The sequence below is a fragment of the Candidatus Babeliaceae bacterium genome, assembly GCA_041660765.1.
In the GTDB taxonomy this organism is placed as follows: Bacteria; Babelota; Babeliae; order Babelales; family Babelaceae; genus JBAZVR01.
Map to the genome: position 1 here is coordinate 302,439 of JBAZVR010000001.1, position 19,170 is coordinate 321,608.

Here is a 19,170-nt window from a genome sequence, read left to right on the forward strand (position 1 = left end):
CCTTATGGAACAATAGTTCATGTTAAGCTTTCCTATAATAATAAAGCAGCGCGTCATAAGCGCCGCCCATAAGATTCATGTTTTTAATTTCTTCGTGAGTCGCCCATGCATAATCTTGATGCTCTGCTAATGATATCTGAACAATGGGCATTTCATGTAGTGTGATCTTAAACATGTGATATGCATAATCAACTTCCGGCTTGCTAATATATAATGTGCCACAATCTTCTACATCATTTTGAGATTCAATAGAGATTCCAGTTTCTTCATAAAGTTCACGCAATGCACCTTGCAGGGGCGTTTCATTGAGTTCAAGTTTGCCAGCAGGAACACCCCAAGTTTCTGCTTCTTTCTTACCACGAGTTCTTTGCAATAAAAGCAATGTTCCATTAATTTCAATATAACAAGCGCCTATCTCTACTTGGGTAATGAAATTTTCAGGCTTACACTCATATATTTTGATCATAACGATGCTCCATGTTGTAAATCCTGGCGAACTTAGCAAACCCGTCGGCCAGTTGTAGTTAAAATGAGTGAATAATCTTAAAAGACAACATCACGCTTTTCTAAGAACGGGGTATTTGTCAAATATTAATCTAGCTTTGCTAATCTAAATAATCTTTAAGACTTATTATATCTTTTTGCATATCTTTTGGTAGTTCAGTACTATCAAAAATCTTGAGATTTGTTGATTCCAGTGTCCATTGGGGCAGTGCTAAACAGGAGCGAGAGCCGGTCTTGTCATACCAAAGTTGGCGTTTTATTGTATCTTTTACTACTGGATATGGATAACCATATATATTGCACGGAGCATTTTTTAGCGTGTATACATCACCAGGTTTAATAAAATATTTTTTGATCATTTGGGTATTATCAGCCCATTGATGATAAATGCCTGTTGGCGTGAGGTACATGGCTTTTATTTCAAGAGCATGTGGCACTTTTTCTGCAAAATTTTGAGGAGTTACGTGCTGGTGTCCACGAATATTAGTTCTAACTGAGTATGTAGTGGCATCAAAAAACTTTTTGCCCAATAATGCCATAGTGAATGAATTAAGACATTTTTTTAGGGACTGTTTTTTACCTGTATTTGACCAGCTTCTGAGAACTTCTTGAGTGAGTTTTTGACTGTATGTCCAGCCATTGTTATAACGAGTTGGTTCGTTGGCTAAAGCGGTATAAAAGTTCCACATAAAGCCACTTTTCTGCGGCTGCCCGATGTCTAAAAAAGCATAGTCGTGATTTTGCAACGCTCTTGTTTCTTCTCGTTTGTTGATGTCATCACTTTTAAATGCAGCATCAACCTCATCATGTATTACTTTGTTATCTGCAATGACTTCTTCACGGTTCCAGAAAAGTGGCATGCTTTTAGTTTTATTTTTGGGATCATTCAGGAATCTATCATGATCTTGCCATCCTAATTCTACTCCAGCATGAGATAAGCAGGCGTAATCAATATGATCTTTTTTTTGATTGTCATAACCAAAGAATACAGCTGCCGGTAGATAATTAAAAAAAGAATAATAAGGCTTAACAATATGTTGGAATGTTTTTTGTGAATCGAGTGCTTTTGCTGTTTCCAATTGACCAAAAAGATCGAATTTTTTATCGAGCTCATTCCCAAAGCCTTGTTGCCCAGCAAGACCAATAGTTTCGTGATTTCCTCGTACAAGAATGCACTTATCTTTATTTATAATACGTAACCGCATTAATAACGCCCATACGTCACACGATGAGTCACCGGAGTCACCACAATCACCTAAAAAAGCTAAATAATCACTATCGCCAATAAGAGTAAGGTTGTCATCAATAATCTCTTTATCTTTGAGGTCTTTCAGATGGGCGAGTAACGTGTGAATATCTCCATGCAAATCTGCCATTGTGTGAATATTAACAGGCTTGTCAGTTACATATTTGACTAAATATGGGCTAAAGTTCGTTTCATCAATGGGTTTATTTTCTCCCTTAAATGAGTTTTTAAAATTTTGTATATGTTGTAAAAATTCTTCTTATGTAAGTCCTGTGGGGTTACTGATATGATTAGCCCCAGCGCACTCTCGGTCATGAGTATTTTTGCTTTTCAATATACAGTCAATGTGTTTTTGATCGCGCGAAATGCACTTGGTCCACGTCTGCGAAGCGTTATATAGATCTGTTAAAGAACTTGTCATTAATGAAACGGGGGCTGACTGTGGTGGCGTTTCCATAGAAGAGAGCCAGAAACTGGGCAACGCCAGACAAAGTATTATTTTTTTCATAAGAGCCTTTAAAATATTAAATTTACACTAAAATTTATAATATCAGTTTTATTATAATTATCAATTAGAGAAATGGGTGGAGCTGCTAATGCCCTCTTTCTCACGCGCCTCTTGGTGTGCTCTGTTTAATGCTTCTTCAAGTGTTGTATTGATTGGAAATTTTTTGCGTATTGTTTCTGTGAACGTCCATTCATAGAGTTTTGTATCAGTTATTCCGTAAATGGTTCCGTCATCTGATGTTATCGCGAATTTTTTTATCTTATCTGTATTTTCTAATGTTGCTAAGATATCTCCGGTCAGTGACCTAATAGTAGCGGTCTTGGAGATTTGATTGGGCTTGCAGATCCAAAACATCATTTTTGGTGAGAAGGTAATATAACCAAGATAATCTAGTAAATAAATCCCTTGATCGTTTGATATTCGAGATAAGTTTAATTGTTTTTCCATAGATAATTGTGTTGTATAATTTTTCCAGATATTGGTATTTTTCCAATAATTTTTGATTTCTTCTCGTACTGTTGGATTACATTGCTCAAATGTAAAATCTATATAACTAGTTTTGTCGGTTGAGTTACTATCTGTGCCATTGTTCATAGTATATATACGTAAGAAGTTGCCACGTCGTGGATAGACAAGCTGTAATAACGTTTTTTTATCGCTTGAAGGACGAAAAATGTGTTCAGCTTCGCTATAATGATAAGTTTTATTTTTATCGAAAAATGCGCAATCGCTTTTTTTAAGCGTTTTGGTATCATATGATCGAAATTTAAAGTTGTCATGTGTAATGATTTGTTGAGAATCTGGGGTAAAGAGGACGGACCTTTCTGACACTTTCATCTCTTTAGGTTGCATCACTACTTTTTTTGTCTCTGTGTCTATCAAAATTATTGTGCCGCATGCGTCTGGAATGGGTATTTTTTTTTCCAGTGTTATTTTTTTACCATTAGGACTTATTATAAGAGTATTATCACCCAAATAATAATATTCTCCAAAATAGTGTATTGATTTTCTTGGAACGATTATTTCTTTTACTGCGAATTCTAATTTTTTTAATTCTGAATCTTGTAATTTGCAACGAGATAGAATGCATTGTGCAAGACGGCTTCTTATTGACGCGTAGATATTCCCTTGAGTAAGCCGTAGAAGTTTTGCAATATACTCGGGTGATGTTATTGATTCTGGCCGCGTAATTAACTGCTCCATACGAGCATCAATTTTGTCTGAGCTGATATCGTATTTTTGATATAGCTCCTCATGTTTTAGTAAGTTTTTTATCCGATATTCTTTATCAAAATCTGGGATTTTAAGAGCATTTGCTAATAATCGGGCTTCGCGTTTTATTGGTATTGGGAGCTCTAAGATAGGTTTTCTTGGGTCAATTTTATTGTCTAAGAGAAATTCTGTAAGTATTCTGGAATTTTTTATATGTTCTTTTTTGATAATAACGCTATTGCTTTTATCTTTTAATATTATGTCACCCGTTTCAAATGTCATTTTATCTGTTTTTGATGGATAATAAGGTATGATTGTAATGTGTTCATAGGATTCGCTTTCTATTGCGAAATTTATGTGACCAGGCGCTTTGAACGCTTGATAGAGCAAAGGCGAGCCATTAATTAAAATAGAATTGCTTATTGGAGCATTCATTGCCTGTATAAGCCCTGATGCAACGAGTAATAAGCTTAAAATTGTATAATTTTTCATATTTAACCTATATTTATTGTTAATAATAATTATACATATTTATAAAAAATTATCAACTTGAATGTGTTTTTTAAAGAATTGCTCTTAAGATCATACGGAAGAGCTAGTAGGGACAGGACGAATCGGAGTGATTAATTGAAGATTGATGGTAATTGGATTGGCCGGTAAAAAAGTGTCTCGAGTTGAGTGCATTTGCTGGTAAAAAAGTGGCTTGTTAATATCTTTCCATTTATCAAAAAATTTATGAACCATGGTTTTTATGTTAGATGGTTGAACCATATGCAATGCTTTTTTTAATGAAATGTATCTTTTTACGTTTTCATTGTGCAGCTCCCAGGCGAAAAGCTGTTCCTTGCATTGTTGCCTAGCATCAATTATTTCATATTTAATGCCATAAATGATTTTATTATCTGAAGATATGATGAATTTATCAACGAATTCGGCATTTTTGAGTATTGCAAGAGTTTTTCCAGTTATCAGTGATTTTATCCAAATTGTATTCGGGGCATAATTATTACAGATTATAAAGTCCTTGGTTGAGAAAGTAATGTTGGAGTTGTCGGTTATAGTACAAACAGGTTTTCCATTGCTGGTTTGATATACTGTATTTTTAATAAAAAATTTTGTCCCATCAGGTGTTACATGACTAATATTATCAGCGAGATGCGCAAGCCTTTGTGCCTGCTCTTGTGTTTGTATATCGCAATGTGCAAATTTTAAATCGATCAGACTTTGTACATCAATCTTAGCTAGCTGTTTATTCCAACGCTTAACTATATGTTTATGCTCGGGCGCAGGGTTGAGTTGTAGTAAAGAACTCTTATCATGTGAAATAACGAATTTAGTTTCATTATGAGAAAAAGTAATTTTACTATTTGTGTCATTAAAAAATTCACAACCATCGCTATTTTCTTGAAGTGTTGCCATATCATAAGCTTTTAGTTTTTTGTATCGGCAATTATAGGTAATAATCGTTGTAGAGTCTGGCGTAGTACCTAGTATTTTTTCATCTCGCAACATAATATCGCGTTGAATAAGGAGCATTTTTTTTTCTAAATCTAATGCGGCTATATGCAAAGACGGTGGATCCTCAAAAGGAAAATCCGGATCATTTACACGCAATGTAGTGAATAATTTTTTATTGTCTGAGCTTATGACAAGGTCGTTGGTGCCATAATAGCTATAAGGAATATCGCCAGCTGTTACTGTATTTTCAAAATCGTAGACGAGCTTTGCTGGGACATCAATGCAATCGTATTCCCTCATTTGTATAAAATCATGAGAAGCAAGAATACGTGCTGTAAGCTCGGGCTCTATCGCATTATATTTTTCATTGAGCTGTACAACTTTTTCGATATAATCATGTGACGTGATGAATGACGGTTCAAGAATTATCTGAGTCATGCGATCATATATCTTATCAAGAATGCTTTGAGTTGTAATGGTGTCAGTACCTATTTTATATTTGTTCCACATGTATCCACAGCCAAATAATTTTTCTATGGATTGTGCATTAAAATTTGAATTATCAAAAATTGGGAATTTAAGAGCTCTTGCGAGTAATGCAACTTCATTATCTATTGTTGGGTATATTGTTAAGAATTTTTCATGTTGATCAATTGGCACATCTGCTGTCAGTTCGGTTAGTGTTTTGGAGTTTTTTATATACTCTTTTTTTATTATGGTAGCATCATTGCCATCGGTTAAGACCACTTCATCAGGTTTGGCGAGTAAAGCGAGTTTTCTAGCGAAAGAATACGGCTTGCGTGCTTCTTCCACAGTAAGGCTTCCGGGTACGTTGAAGTTTTGAGAGAGAATGGCCGCGTTAAATTTACCAAAAAGGCCCTTTTTGAGCTTTTTTGAGTTGAAAATGCTTGTTCCCATTGCCTGTGTAAGTCCTGATACGACAAGTAATAAGCTTAAAATTGTATAGTTTTTCATAATTTCTCATATTGTATACTTTATAATAAATATATATATTTACAAAAAATTATCAATTTGAAAGCGTTTTAAAGAATTGTTCTGAGAACCATCCAGAAGGAGCTGGCGGCGAAGACGCCGGACCAGAATGGGTAATAGCGCTCTTTATTTTTAACCACATAGGTAAGTAGGCCCCCGAATATGAGACTCAAAGATAATTCTGGTGGCATGAGGAGACCGCCCATGACCAGTAATGGGTTTATCTTGATAAACTTAAGGCTATAGCTGAATACAGCCCCTAGGATCATAACAATATAATTAAAGTCTTTAGTTTTGACCAAGAGCGCGCGTGCATGAGCACGCTGTGCAAACAGTTCTGGAGTGCCCAGGCCAAAGTGATTAATCAGGAAATAAAAAATAACGCCTATTGATAATGCGCTGACGAGTAAGCCAAGTAATTGATAAAAAACAATGGTGTTTTTTTCCATATGGGCCAGTTTTGCCATTTTTCTGCCGAATAAAACATCAACAGCTACGCCGCAGCAGACTTCTACAAACGTTGAGACGATGGTGATTTGTATGGCATCGAATCCAAACATGAGCATGCCGGGAATAAGAACAAACGTTGCAAAACGCGGGAATGGTGCGAGCCCCGTTTTGCCCGCTATCATTAATAACTGATAGGTGCATACTGCGGTAAAAATAACGATATAGAGTTGCGCTAGCAGTGAAAATTTAAAGAACGATAAGAAAAGATAGAGCGGAATTGCCCCAAATATAACACTGATTGTGCCCATATGTTCAAAAAAAGCATTCAGTCTTATTTGTTGCATAGCCGTTAGCGCAGCAGATGGAGCCTGTGTAAATGTTATAGTACTAAAGTAGGGTGTGTAGTAATTTTTTATTTGTTGCGTTGTTGTGCTGATAAGACGCGGTAAATCAAATAATGTTATTATTGCGCCCTGAATAACCATGCCGGATACAAATGCTAATAAAAAACCTTCAGTAGTGATCGTGGCAAAAAAGTATCTTTGTAGCGGTTCAATAAGAAAAATTTTTGATATAAAGCCAAAAAGAAGCGGCAGGGCGATAAGATGCCCCGTTATAAAACCTATTGATAAAAATATAGGGAGCAAATCGCAGCGCACATATACCGACGGTATTTTGAGAATGCCATACGCAATTGTTGGGATGAGGGTAATTTTGCTGGGAATAAAGGTAGAATATTTTTGCGTGATAGTAACAAACAGCGCTAGCGCCCCTCCGAACATAAGCTCTATGGTTTGTCGTACCTGATCCTGGGCAAAAATCATACTATGCACTAAGTCCCCAATGGGGAAGGTAATATCTTTTTGTTTATATAAATGATGTTCAAAAACATGCGCTATAAAAAAACCAAGAAAACCACCAGTGAGTACCGTTGCGGTCAAAATTGCAGAAAAATAATAGGGGTTACTTATCCATAGGGTAAAAATATTTTTATCCAAAAAATATAGGGTAGGGAAAGCCCATCCACACGCAATTGCAGTAATGCCGCCAATAGCTCCGGCGGCTGTCGAATACCCAATGGCATGCTGTGCCTGAGCAACCGGCATAACGCGAGCAAGCATAAAACGGAACACAACGGTGCCCAGAAGAACGAGTGTTGGTTCTATCCATGGACCTGTTGATGTCGCCATTGCGATGTAACCCATAATGGCGGTAGAAAACACTGAAAATAGTATAGAAATTATGGTGGTAATGATCATGGTATATGCGTTATAACTTATAGGGCGATATTGCACGATATCGCCCTATAGTAGTAATTATATAATTAATTTATTCTTTGTCGTTGTCTTCTTCTTCAGGGTTAACGGACTCAACCGGTTTCTGGTGGCCATGAATATTTTTGTCGCTTACTTTTGCTTTTTCTTTGAGTAGCTGTGCGTAGGCACTATCAAGTGCATCATGGGCGACTTTATACATATCCTGTCCCTCTTTGGAAACTATGACATGAAATTCTGGTGACGTTATACGTACTTCACATTTTTTTGTTGCATGAGTTGGATGACTCTCAAAAACAATATCATAGGTGATGGGTGTGCGTGGATGTTCTTCAAGAAACGTTTCTATTTTTTTGAAATTGTCATCAACGTATTTTTCTAGCGCACCCGAATGCTCCATGCCTCTAAATACGATTCTTTTGTTCATAAGTTCTCCTTTATGCCTTTTTTCTTACAATAAATTTTATAGGAACACCAATCATAGTATATGCGCCTCTTATAATATTTTCAAAAAAACCAAGTTGTGAAGGCCCAAACCAATCAGGTTCGTTAACATCTATGAGAATAGTTATAGGTGACTGCGCAACTTGACGAGCGCCATATACACGCAATAGTTTTTGATTGTGGTATAATGGTTTTTTTTGTAACGAACTTACTATTAATCTATTAACTTCTTCATCAGATAATTTTTGACTAAAACGTTGCCATACTTCTTCAATTAAGGGCACAAGGCGCCCTACATTTTTACCTGATTTACATGATATATTAAGAAGGGGTACTTTTTTTATTAAGTGATTATAGAGACTTAAACTTCTTTCTAATTCTTGATCCATTAACTCAGTTTTTAAATCAATTTTATTAAAAACAATAATCAGCGCCTTATAATGTTCTTCAAATGCATAAAAAGCCAATTTAAGCTCTTGGTCTACCAATTTTGCTTCAGTAACATCAAGCACAAGAACAACAATATCAGCATTTTTAAGCGCAGCGAAAGAACTTTTTACCATGAGTGGTTCTAATTGACCGCCAACAGAACGTTTTCTGCGAATGCCTGGTGTGTCCGTAAGTTCTATGTTTTGTTGATAAAATTGTATTTTTTCCGAAATTGCTTCTCGTGTTGTTCCTGGAATATCTGATACGATTGATCGTTCTTCTTGCAACAATGCATTCATTAAAGAAGATTTTCCAACGTTTGGTCTTCCCAAGAAAACAACGCGATAATCAGGTTCTTTGTCTGCGGCACCTGATGTTTCTTGTGGTAATAAATCAACAATTTCATTGAGAACATCATTGATGCCTTTTGAATGTTCAGCTGAAATTGATACGGTGTGCGGAAAACCTAATTTATAAAATTCATGTATATGTTCTTGTGCCAGAGTGTTATCTATTTTATTGATAACAAGAATAACTTTCTTATTATTTTTATGTAAAAGCTGAGCAATTTCGCGGTCCTCAGGTAATACCCCGACCAGTGAATCTACGACGAAAACAACAAGATCTGTTTTTTGTACTAAATCTAATGCTGTTTGACGTACTTTTTCTAAAATAATATCTTCTGTTTTTCGTAAACTGATACCGCCTGTGTCAATAATTTCAAATCTATGATTTTTCCATTCAATAACATCTTTAATAAAATCTCTCGTAACGCCTGCATAATCAAGTGTTATACTTCTGACAGATTCTGACAGTTTATTAAAAAGGGTCGATTTTCCTACATTCATACGACCAACAATTACAACGGAACGAATGTTACTCATGGTTGTTTTCCTTAATTTCTGTTAATGTACCCGGGAAAACTTGCAATACAGATTGAGCCCGTGGTAATGATTCTAAATGTGAATTATTAATTTTTTGTTCCTGCATCGCTACAGGTTTTTTTTGCATGTTATCATGCGTTATTTTATAGGACCGTTGTTGAGAAATCGGTTCAGCTTTTTTTTGAAGTATTGGCGCTGGAGATTTTATCTCTGCGGTAAATATATAGGTGCAAACGACGCTTGGTTCAAAACACTTTTCTAATATCGGTTGCCATAATAATCGGGTTGATTCTAATGAATCTTTAAAAAATATAAGCTCCGAAGAAAAAGCTATAGTAATTTCTTTGTGTTGCTTTCCTCTGAATTGCCCTTGCCTAAAGATAGAATTTACTAGTGGTTCGTGTACCGCTTGCAATTCGTGTAAAAAATACTTCCAAGGATCATCAATAGGCGCGGTTTGTTCAGGTGTTACTTGCTGCACCACGGGCGCAGGCGCTATCTTTTTGTTCGTAATTGATGGAGGCGTGTGAACGTTATGTACGATATTTTGAGAACTATTTTTAATTTCTAGCATTTTTAACAATACTAGTTCCATGAGCCCAGGCGCTGATAATGTTTTTACATAATGCAGTTCGCTTGTATACAAAATCTCTAAAAAACGCGTTAACTGGTCTTGAGAAAATGTGTGCGCTAATTGGACCAATTGCTTTTCATGAATAATTTCACACGGTACATTGCAGACAATTGATAACAGCATGCGTACATATTCAACTATTTTTTTCCACAATATCGTTGGATTATATAAAGAAAAATCGTATTTTATGGTAATCGCAAGAACGTCATGTGCCGAATTATTACTTAATGCTGCAAATAGTTCAAGAAAAATAGTTTCCTGTGGCAAGCCTAAGACTTTTGTTACGGCGTTCATGGTTACAGAGCCATGCGCCAGACGTACACGTTCGATAAGATTTAAGGCATCACGAACTGACCCCTGGGACTCTGCTGCAATGCACGATAGCCCAAGTTCATCATATTCTAAAGATTCTTGTTGACAAATATAGACCAAATGTTTGGTTAAATGTGGCGTTGCAATGGGATCAAAAAAAAGGTTAAAACACCGAGAGCGTACCGTATCAATAATTTTAGTTACTTCTGTCGTAGCCAATAAAAAGACAACAGATTTCGGTGGTTCTTCTAAAATTTTTAAAAAAGCATTAAAAGCAGCTTTACTTAACATGTGCGCTTCGTCAATAAGATATATTTTTCTTGTACCTAAAATAGGCAAAAACGATGCCGCTTCGATAATTTGACGAACATTGTCAACGCCCGTATATGATGCAGCATCTATTTCAAAAAAATCCGGATGCGCACCCATTTTCATTGCTTCGCATGAGGCGCAGGCAAGACAGGGCAAATCAATTTCTTGTGGGTGCTGTTGAAAATCAGCAAGTCGTGCGCAGTTGAGGGCACCCGCGAAAAGGCGTCCTGTTGTAGTCTTACCACTTCCGCGTTGACCAGATAAAAGATACACAGGAAACACAATATCTTTATAAAGACTATTTTTTAAAATCTTTACGGTAAGATCCTGGCCTATCAATTCATTAAACGTTCTTGGGCGCCACGCACGCGCTAAATGTACTAACACGGTCATATACCTAACAGGTGATAAACAAAAAACTAATATTATTAAGTATACTGCAGTTAACTTAAAACTTTAAGTTAAAATTTAAGCTAAAAAAATAAGGGAAGTTCATACAAAAACCGCATTGTCCCTGCTGCTTCTTTTCAGACCTGACAGATTCTACAACCGTTTTTTATGAACTTCCCAATTTATATGGTGGAGAGAGAGGGATTCGAACCCTCGATACCCCTTTCAGGATATACATGATTTCCAATCATGCTCTTTCGGCCACTCAGACATCTCTCCAATAAAAATATTTCGTTAATTATTCGGCTTTTTTAACAAAAGGCTTTCTGTTGAGTGATGGCCGTGCCGCTCTTTTTGCAGGAGCTTGACCGGCAGAACCACGCTTAGCTTTTTTGTTAGATTCTTCTTCTTCATCGCTACCAAGCGCTTTAACCATTTCTTCAGTTAAACCAGCATGCGAAGCTTCTTCAGTTGCCATTTCGTGTGCTTTAATTTCAGCTTGCGCTTGTCCCTTATTTACCGCTTCAGCTAAATAATCAAGAACAACTTCAATTGCACGAGGAACGTCGTCATTGCCAGGAATAACAATGTCCACCATTGATGGATCACCATTGGTATCAACAAGCGCAACAACAGGTATTCCAGCTGCAACAGCTTCTTTGACAACAACGTGTTCTTTTTTAACATCAACAACGACAACTGCGCCTACCGGCCAACCCAATGTACGGATCCCACCGATGTTTTTAAGCAAGCGTTCAACTATTTTTTGAAAAACGCCAAATTCTTTTTTAGTATAAGAATATTGTTCTGTTTTGCTTAAAATGTCTTGATAATGCAACAGTTTGGTGATCGATTTTTTAACTTGTGAATTATTAGTTAATGTTCCACCGATCCAACGATGAGTTACGCTGGGGCTATTAGACGATTCAGATGCTTTTTTAATGGCAGCTTGTGCAGCCTTTTTTGTGCCAACCCATAATATTGGTTGACCGCTTGCAGCAATAGATTCAAGAAACTTTGCCGCCTTTTCCATTTGGTGTGCTGTTTTGGAAACATCTATAAGATGAACCCCGCCTTTATGCCCCCAAATATAAGGACGCATTTTTGGGCACCAGCGCCACGTTTGATGTCCATACTGAACACTATTTTTGATGAGTAATTTTAAATCTATCATGATATATTGATCCTTTCAGGGTTATCGAGTGTTTTTTGGGCTGAAGCTATTTCATCGTGATGTAGCTTCATAGCCACCCCTATAATAAAAACACCATGTGTATACTATAATTATCATTTATTGTAATAGAAAACATAAAAATAGCAATTATTCTAGCCCTATTACTTCATTATTTTCCACTGCCCTTTCAAATCGCTTGCCGAGCAATTGAGCGGTTAAGAGCCACATGCTGATAACGCCAATGAAAAAAACAGTGTGAACAGATGTTAGCAGTGCCGTTGACACATAACGGGAGACAAAAACGTTATAATATGAACCGCATCCCTTTGCTACCTTGGCACCAAACGCATCAATCCAAGATTTTGATTTAAATTTCATCTCTTTGGTAGTTGGTATATAGAGACTTTCTCGTAGTGGATACGCAAATGCATAATTAACTGATCGAATAAGTATATAAACAATGAGAACTGCATTCGCGGATTGACTTGTAAGATAATACGTCAATAAAATTCCTGTGATAGTTGGTATCAAGATCAAGCTTTTACGTTCGCCTAAAAAGTTTATTAGGGCACGTGTTCCAAAGAGCACAATAATAAATCCTGCTAAGTGAACAAATAAAACCGATTTAAATAAAAACCCACTCAGAGCAGAGGCCGAAGAAGCATGAGTTTCTCCAATGCTGAGACGTAAATATCCAAGAACTACGTTAATAATTTCCCAGAAAAAAATCATACCAAACATACCCATTACGTAGGGATAACGAACAATCATTACAAGCCCAGACACGATGCTTGTTAATGTTGCTATTAACCCAGTTGGCTCGCCATGAGACGAACGCTCTTTTTCAACTTTATAGACAGCTTCGTAGCCATGTAAATATTGAGCAGGCACTCTTGTTATCATTATATTAATAATGATGGGAACGCAAAGAAGTAAGCACGAGGCAAGCCCTAATAAAATTTGGTGATTGATTACATCAGAATAAATCAATTGCCCTAAACTATCCTTATAAGTTAATAGCCACCAAGCAAAAGCGGACATAATCATGCCCCCGAATTTTGATCCAGCAATCATAATTGTATAGTTGTTTTTTGCAGCTTTTGGACTGGTTATTGAGTTGGTAAAAGCCCAAAAAACACTTACTACAAAAGGCGAATATCCTTCTATGAAAAAATACAAAAACCATCCAAATAATCTATACGGATTCGTATCGGTGTTTGCTAAGCCGATGGTTGGATGACCTAAGAGATAAACACATATAAGTCCACCAATGCCGTACAACATGCAATAGAAATACAACAGATGCGAGCGCTTTAAAATGTCGACAAGGCGTGAATAAAAAAGAATTGGTGGAATAAGTATAAAGATGGAAAGCATTTTTGCCCATGGCATATATTCAAGGCCAACAATGTGTACAAAAATAGAATCCTTAAGCTCTTTTGCAATGGTATAACCACCAATTGCGCAAAAGAAGGCTGCCGTCAGTAAAATAACTTTTATTCGCTCGTGCGGTTCAACATCAACAAAAAATTTGAAAAAAGACTTGAGTTGTGAACTCATAACCAGAACCCTCTTATGCCCCAATATGATAAAATGAACAAGCTTTCTCGGAACATTTTTATTTCGAGAAAGCTTGTTTTCATAGATGACCTATACTAATAAATAACTGCGCTTAACAAACAACGGTGTTGCTATCAACAGCCTTTTTGTGAGTTCTGCCAAGATACAGTGCAATTAAAAACCAAATACCACACAAACCAAGAGAAGCTATAGCGCTAAACATGATAAATGAGTTTACGCTCATCAGCTTCTTGACCGCATTAATTGCAGATCCGCCCGCTTTTGATGAACGAGATCCGAACATTTCGATCCATCCCTTAGCTTTATATTTCGCATCTTTTGTTGTTGGAATATATAATTGCTCTTTTGCTGGCTGATTTAAGGCATAATTTAATGCTTTAGAAACAATCATTATCCAACATGCAACTTCTAGATTTAAATTAAGATTAAGTGCAATGGTTGCGCCGGCAATAATAATAGGCAATAGCGTTAGTGCTACCGTTAAGCCGAGCTTGCGTCCAATATTGCTTACCCCAAGCAGAAGGCAAATAAGAGCTACACCATTAGTCCAAACGCCATAGTTGCCGAGATAAGAAGCCAAAGCATCGCCGCTCATACCTTGACTTGCTGCTAGTACTTTGAAGTGGAAGTCAAAGATAGTAACAATTACTTCATAAATAGAAATAACAGCAAAAATTCCGAGAAGGTACGGTTGCGAAAGAATAAGACCTAGGCCTTCAGTAAAGCCAACTTTTTCCTTGGTTGCCTTCTTTTGTTCTGCAGTTTCTTTGCCATGATAACCGCGTAGTTGATCATGGGAAACGACCTTCATGTAGTAGTAAACCATAGCTGCTATCATGAAAATTGCAGCGGATCCAATACCGATAACTACGGCTTGACCAAGGTTTTCTGCTTGTCTTTCTACAATAAGTGGTCCAACGATACCACCAACTTGTCCACCCATAGCAATAAGGCCGTATCCACGTTTTGCAGATTCTGGTGTAGTTGTATCAGCGGTAAATGCCCAAAAAAGAGCAACCATGATAGAACCAAAGCTTTCTACATAAACATAATAGAGCCAGCCAAGTAGGCGCCATGGACTTGCATCTATATTAGGAAGGCCAATGGTAGGATTTTGCAGGAGGATAGCAAATAAAATACCCAAGGTTCCATAAATAGCGCATAAGGCATAAAAAACCCTGTGACGCGGAAACTTATCGACTAAAAATCCATATGCCATGACCAGAGGCACCACGACAAAGAGCGAAAGCCCCTTTGCAAATGGAATATATGTTGCACCAATAATAATGGAAAAAACGGAGTCTTTGGTAATACGTATTAACCAATACACGCCGATGGTAAAAAAGAATATGAACGCCAAGAGTAAAAACTTTTTAAGTTCTTCTCGACTAAAATCCCCAAACCACGCTTTTGCAAGCCTAGAAATCATATAGAAACCCTTTTATGAAAACTGTGTATAAACATTCATTAGTATCTTAATATAAGATTTATTGTTTGTAAAAAAAACAATTATATATGTATGAGAAAATATCTTTATATCATTCTATTTAATATAAATAGAATATTTTTTACAACATAGACTTCCTTTCGTTGACAAAAAAACTTATTTCAGCCACTTTGACCTAAAAACCTTCATTTTACTGAAAAATTGGCCTGTGGTACACTATATCTTATACACAATTATCTTTGTATTATTAATATATGAAAAAAATTTACACGTGTGAGGAAAAAATGACTGAAGAAAAAACATCGCAGGAGCCGCATTTTTTAGCACTTTTGCCTTTAAAAAATGTTGTTCTTTTACCAAAAAGTATCATCCCTATTATAGTAGGAAGATCGTCGTCGATTAAAGCAGTTGAATATTCTCTCAAGGTTGATAAATCAATTTTTATTACGGCGCAAAAACATTCTGAAGTAGAGGCACCTACGGCGGACGATGTGTATACGTATGGGACTCATTCAACCATATTGCAGGTAATGAGGATGCCAAAGGGAGCTTTAAAGATATTAGTTGAAGGTATTTGTCGAGCCCGCATCGTTAAAACTGAGCCGACTGAAGGATTTATTGGGGCATACATAGAAGATATAGTTACTACTGGCGTTGAGCAAAATCTTGAAAATGAGGCTATTTGGCGTCATTTGCAAACACTGTACGCAACGTTTTCTTCGCTTAATAGTAAAGCGCCGGCCGATCTTATGGCATCTGTTAAAACGATAGAAGACGTAGACACTATCGCTGATACGCTGACGGTGCAGCTTAATTTGTCATTTGAAGAGCGCCAAATGATGCTTGAGATAACTGATCTCAAGGAAAAATTGCTTAAGGTCTATGCTTTGTTAAAAAAAGAGATAGATATTTTAGAGACAGAAAAGAGAATTCAGGAAAAAATTCAAACCCAAGTTGAAAAAAGCCAACGCGAGTACTATTTAAATGAGCAAATAAAGGCTATACAAAAAGAGCTTGGTCGAGAAGATCAGCATCATGAAATTAGCCAAATTCGAACAACTCTTAAAACCTTGGGGTTGCCTCAAGAGGCTTCTGAAAAAGTAGAAAAAGAGTTACGAAGACTTGAACAAATGCCGCCATTGTCTTCTGAGGCAGTTGTAAGCAGGCATTATATAGATTGGATTGTAAATTTACCGTGGTCAAAAACAAGCAAAGATGCCATTAGTTTAGAGCAGGCTGAAAAAATTCTTAATAAAAATCATGCTGGTCTTAAAAAAGCTAAAGAGCGAATTATAGAGTTTTTGGCGGCGAAGAAATTTTCGGCGTCCCTTGTTCGCTCACCTATTATATGCTTGGTGGGGCCTCCTGGTGTTGGTAAAACGTCTTTAGGTAATTCTATTGCGGATAGCTTAGGCAGAGAATTTGTCAGAATTTCATTGGGCGGTATTCGTGATGAAGCTGAAATTCGTGGACATAGAAGAACATATATTGGAGCGCTTCCAGGGAAAATTATTCAGGCTATGCGCAAGGCAAAAACGGTTAATCCGGTTATATTGCTTGATGAGATAGATAAAATGTCTAATGATATTCACGGTGATCCTTCATCGGCGCTTCTTGAGGTGCTTGATCCGGAACAAAACAAAGGCTTTGTCGATCACTTTTTAGAAGTGGAATATGATCTTTCTAAAGTTATGTTTATTGCAACAGCTAATCATCTTGAAGGTATTCCGTATCCGCTTTTTGATAGAATGGAGTTGGTAAATCTTTCTGGGTATACCGATGATGAAAAAATGGAAATTGCGCAACAATTTTTATTGCCTAAAAACCTTAAAGAATACGGATTGAAAAAAACTCAGTGTAAGATACCTCAAGATATATTGCACAAGATTATTACTGATTACAGTAAAGAATCTGGTGTGCGGCAGTTGGAACGATTGATCGCCAAGTTGATGCGAAAATCAATTCAAATATTACTGAAGGATGAAACAATACGCTCTGTCACTATTACTCCAGAACTTATTAAGGAATGGCTTGGGACGGCAAAATACAAGAAAACTTCTTTAGATTCGAGCACTCAAAAAATTGGTCTTGCAACGGGGCTTGCGTGGACAGAACTGGGTGGAGATGTTCTTGAGATTGAGGCAACTATATTGCCAGGCAAGGGCGCTTTGACATTAACCGGACAATTAGGTGAAGTTATGCAAGAATCAGCTCATGCTGCGTTAAGTTATATTCGTTCTCGTGCATTAGAGCTGGGTCTCAAAAACTCATTTTATTCTACAAAAGATATTCACTTGCACGTACCAGAGGGTGCTACTCCAAAAGATGGTCCTTCTGCTGGTATAACGATGTGCGTTGCACTTGTTTCTGCACTTACAAAAAATCCAGTAAAGCCAGATATTGCTATGACCGGAGAAATTACGCTGCGTGGAAGAGTGTTGGGTGTTGGCGGATTGAAAGAAAAAATATTGGCCGCAGCACATCATGGTATGAAAACGGTACTTATACCACAAGAAAATTATGACGATGTGGAAGAAATTGGTAGTGAACTGGGTACCGCTGTGCATAGAATTTATGTTGATAGCATGGATAAGGTGTTAGAGCTAGCGCTGGTTAATAATCCATTTCAGTCGACAAAATCAACAAAAACCGCAAAAAAAACTAAAAAATCAAAAACAAAAAAATAATATGATATACTACTCTATTGTTATATAGTTATTTTGTTTTTTATAAAGGATTTATTATGAAAAGATTGATGCTTTTTAGTTTACTTGGTGTGCTTACTTTGACATCAGCATGTTTCAGAAGAAAAAAAGCGCATGTTGAAGAAGAAACCATTATTTATGTGGACCAAAAATCTACAACAAAACGTGTTTCAGGTCCAATGCAACCAGACGTTGCCTGGACGGATACTGATCTTAAATAGCCTAGATTAAAGGGGAAGTTCATCTTCCCCTTTTTTAACTCTTGCATAATGCGCGACACTTTTTTACACTAAAATTGGTAGTATAATTTTATTAAGGAGAGAATTCATGAAAAAATCATTCTTGGCAATGAGCATTGCTTTATTGTTTTGCCTACCAGCGTGTGAATGTGTTAAACGTTGTTTCCGCAAAAATGATTGTCATACATGCCCTGAAAAAAAACATAGATCATGTTCTGACAATAGCTGCAGCCGTAGCCATGGTAAGCACATGCATGATGAAGAAATGTCTCACAAATAGATATTTCTTGTAAATCAAACTAAAATAACCCCTGTTATATTATATAGCAGGGGTTATTTTATTAAGCATGGTAATAATATCGTCAAATCTAAAATAAGTGGCAACATCCAACGGTGTGAAGCCGCCGTTATCAGGAATGGTAACGTCAGCTCCAGCATTCATTAATATTTCTAGACATTTTGTTTGGTGATAAAAGACAGCAAGATGCGCGGGTGTTACACCATCTTTATTACGAAAATTATAATCAGCGCCGCATCGTAATAATACTATTGCGGTACTTTCTAATCCCATTCTGACAGCATAATGTAACGGCGTTGTTTGCTCGCAATCTTGTGCATTAATATCAGCACCATGTCGCATAAGTTGTATAATTATGTTATTAAGCCCTTTATGCGATGCACAATGTAATGGCGTTTGTCCCAGCGCATTTTTTGCATGTACATCGGCACCTGTGCGTAATAATAATAAAACTAGTTCTTGATCAGCGATATTAATAGCTTGGTGCAACAGTGTATTACCGGTGACATCGCGAATAGCATTAATGTCTTCGCCGTGAGAGAATAGTTGTTTTAGCGTTTGTGTATCTCTTTGGGCAACTGCCGTAAAATATTCTTCATGCGTCGTCTGTGCGCCTATGGCAGTATTAACAAATACTATTACTAGTAAAAAATAACCTATTTTTTTCATAAAATAT

General features: G+C 36.7%; 15 protein-coding genes, 1 tRNA gene and 1 other RNA gene. 3 read left to right on the forward strand and 14 right to left on the reverse strand.

All coding sequences use genetic code 11. From position 1 onward, the window contains the following. Positions 1-22: 22 nt before the first annotated feature. The 13 genes from WC707_01655 to WC707_01715 form a co-directional block, all read right to left on the reverse strand. The gene (locus WC707_01655) at positions 23-466 is read right to left on the reverse strand and encodes an NUDIX hydrolase (protein ID MFA6065867.1); all 444 of its coding nucleotides are present in this window, start codon (positions 464-466) and stop codon (positions 23-25) included. A 139-nt stretch (positions 467-605) separates the two neighbouring features. Further along, positions 606-1,880 (reverse strand): metallophosphoesterase, encoded by a 1,275-nt coding sequence (locus tag WC707_01660; protein ID MFA6065868.1) that lies wholly within the window; start codon positions 1,878-1,880, stop codon positions 606-608. Between the two features lie 438 nt (positions 1,881-2,318). Then, positions 2,319-3,962 (reverse strand): hypothetical protein, encoded by a 1,644-nt coding sequence (locus WC707_01665; GenBank protein MFA6065869.1) that lies wholly within the window; start codon positions 3,960-3,962, stop codon positions 2,319-2,321. Positions 3,963-4,052: 90 nt separating this feature from the next. Then, a complete protein-coding gene (locus WC707_01670) occupies positions 4,053-5,903 on the reverse strand; it encodes a hypothetical protein (protein MFA6065870.1) in 1,851 nt (616 codons plus the stop codon). Positions 5,904-5,971: 68 nt separating this feature from the next. After that, the gene (locus WC707_01675; protein MFA6065871.1) at positions 5,972-7,666 is read right to left on the reverse strand and encodes an OPT/YSL family transporter; all 1,695 of its coding nucleotides are present in this window, start codon (positions 7,664-7,666) and stop codon (positions 5,972-5,974) included. 34 nt (positions 7,667-7,700) lie between these two features. Continuing rightward, positions 7,701-8,072: an HPF/RaiA family ribosome-associated protein gene (locus WC707_01680; GenBank protein ID MFA6065872.1), complete on the reverse strand. Its 372-nt coding sequence runs from the start codon at positions 8,070-8,072 to the stop codon at positions 7,701-7,703. Between the two features lie 10 nt (positions 8,073-8,082). Next, entirely contained in the window at positions 8,083-9,402 is a 1,320-nt protein-coding gene (der, locus tag WC707_01685; GenBank protein ID MFA6065873.1) for a ribosome biogenesis GTPase Der, read from the reverse strand. After that, on the reverse strand, positions 9,395-11,053 hold the full coding sequence (gene dnaX / locus WC707_01690) for a DNA polymerase III subunit gamma/tau (protein ID MFA6065874.1): 1,659 nt from the start codon (positions 11,051-11,053) through the stop codon (positions 9,395-9,397). Before dnaX ends, der begins: the two co-directional genes overlap by 8 nt. A gap of 85 nt (positions 11,054-11,138) precedes the next feature. Further along, positions 11,139-11,233, reverse strand: an RNA gene (gene ffs, locus WC707_01695) — signal recognition particle sRNA small type. A gap of 4 nt (positions 11,234-11,237) precedes the next feature. Further along, a tRNA-Ser gene (locus WC707_01700) sits at positions 11,238-11,329 on the reverse strand. Positions 11,330-11,348: 19 nt separating this feature from the next. Then, entirely contained in the window at positions 11,349-12,224 is an 876-nt protein-coding gene (gene rpsB, locus WC707_01705; protein MFA6065875.1) for a 30S ribosomal protein S2, read from the reverse strand. Between the two features lie 147 nt (positions 12,225-12,371). Beyond that, the gene (locus tag WC707_01710; protein ID MFA6065876.1) at positions 12,372-13,784 is read right to left on the reverse strand and encodes an Npt1/Npt2 family nucleotide transporter; all 1,413 of its coding nucleotides are present in this window, start codon (positions 13,782-13,784) and stop codon (positions 12,372-12,374) included. 112 nt (positions 13,785-13,896) lie between these two features. Further along, positions 13,897-15,234 (reverse strand): Npt1/Npt2 family nucleotide transporter, encoded by a 1,338-nt coding sequence (locus WC707_01715; GenBank protein ID MFA6065877.1) that lies wholly within the window; start codon positions 15,232-15,234, stop codon positions 13,897-13,899. Positions 15,235-15,506: 272 nt separating this feature from the next. On the opposite strand from WC707_01715, the gene lon reads away from it, so the two are divergent. The 3 genes from lon (at position 15,507) to WC707_01730 (ending at position 18,476) form a co-directional block, all read left to right on the forward strand. Then, positions 15,507-17,939 carry an endopeptidase La gene (lon, locus tag WC707_01720; protein MFA6065878.1) on the forward strand — a complete coding sequence of 811 codons (2,433 nt, stop codon included), beginning with the start codon at positions 15,507-15,509 and terminating at the stop codon, positions 17,937-17,939. A gap of 68 nt (positions 17,940-18,007) precedes the next feature. Further along, positions 18,008-18,178 carry a hypothetical protein gene (locus WC707_01725; protein MFA6065879.1) on the forward strand — a complete coding sequence of 57 codons (171 nt, stop codon included), beginning with the start codon at positions 18,008-18,010 and terminating at the stop codon, positions 18,176-18,178. Positions 18,179-18,284: 106 nt separating this feature from the next. Beyond that, a complete protein-coding gene (locus tag WC707_01730) occupies positions 18,285-18,476 on the forward strand; it encodes a hypothetical protein (protein MFA6065880.1) in 192 nt (63 codons plus the stop codon). 39 nt (positions 18,477-18,515) lie between these two features. On the opposite strand, the gene WC707_01735 is transcribed toward WC707_01730, so the two are convergent. Further along, positions 18,516-19,163: an ankyrin repeat domain-containing protein gene (locus WC707_01735; GenBank protein MFA6065881.1), complete on the reverse strand. Its 648-nt coding sequence runs from the start codon at positions 19,161-19,163 to the stop codon at positions 18,516-18,518. Between the last annotated feature and the right edge of the window lie 7 nt (positions 19,164-19,170).

What these genes read in the sequence shown, in the direction of transcription:
- WC707_01655 (MFA6065867.1), bottom strand. Translation starts at nt 466, where the DNA reads ATGATCAAAATATATGAGTGTAAGCCTGAAAATTTCATTACCCAAGTA.
- WC707_01660 (MFA6065868.1), bottom strand. Translation starts at nt 1,880, where the DNA reads ATGGCAGATTTGCATGGAGATATTCACACGTTACTCGCCCATCTGAAA.
- WC707_01665 (MFA6065869.1), bottom strand. Translation starts at nt 3,962, where the DNA reads ATGAAAAATTATACAATTTTAAGCTTATTACTCGTTGCATCAGGGCTT.
- WC707_01670 (MFA6065870.1), bottom strand. Translation starts at nt 5,903, where the DNA reads ATGAAAAACTATACAATTTTAAGCTTATTACTTGTCGTATCAGGACTT.
- WC707_01680 (MFA6065872.1), bottom strand. Translation starts at nt 8,072, where the DNA reads ATGAACAAAAGAATCGTATTTAGAGGCATGGAGCATTCGGGTGCGCTA.
- der (MFA6065873.1), bottom strand. Translation starts at nt 9,402, where the DNA reads ATGAGTAACATTCGTTCCGTTGTAATTGTTGGTCGTATGAATGTAGGA.
- dnaX (MFA6065874.1), bottom strand. Translation starts at nt 11,053, where the DNA reads ATGACCGTGTTAGTACATTTAGCGCGTGCGTGGCGCCCAAGAACGTTT.
- rpsB (MFA6065875.1), bottom strand. Translation starts at nt 12,224, where the DNA reads ATGATAGATTTAAAATTACTCATCAAAAATAGTGTTCAGTATGGACAT.
- WC707_01710 (MFA6065876.1), bottom strand. Translation starts at nt 13,784, where the DNA reads ATGAGTTCACAACTCAAGTCTTTTTTCAAATTTTTTGTTGATGTTGAA.
- WC707_01715 (MFA6065877.1), bottom strand. Translation starts at nt 15,234, where the DNA reads ATGATTTCTAGGCTTGCAAAAGCGTGGTTTGGGGATTTTAGTCGAGAA.
- lon (MFA6065878.1), top strand. Translation starts at nt 15,507, where the DNA reads ATGAAAAAAATTTACACGTGTGAGGAAAAAATGACTGAAGAAAAAACA.
- WC707_01725 (MFA6065879.1), top strand. Translation starts at nt 18,008, where the DNA reads ATGCTTTTTAGTTTACTTGGTGTGCTTACTTTGACATCAGCATGTTTC.
- WC707_01730 (MFA6065880.1), top strand. Translation starts at nt 18,285, where the DNA reads ATGAAAAAATCATTCTTGGCAATGAGCATTGCTTTATTGTTTTGCCTA.
- WC707_01735 (MFA6065881.1), bottom strand. Translation starts at nt 19,163, where the DNA reads ATGAAAAAAATAGGTTATTTTTTACTAGTAATAGTATTTGTTAATACT.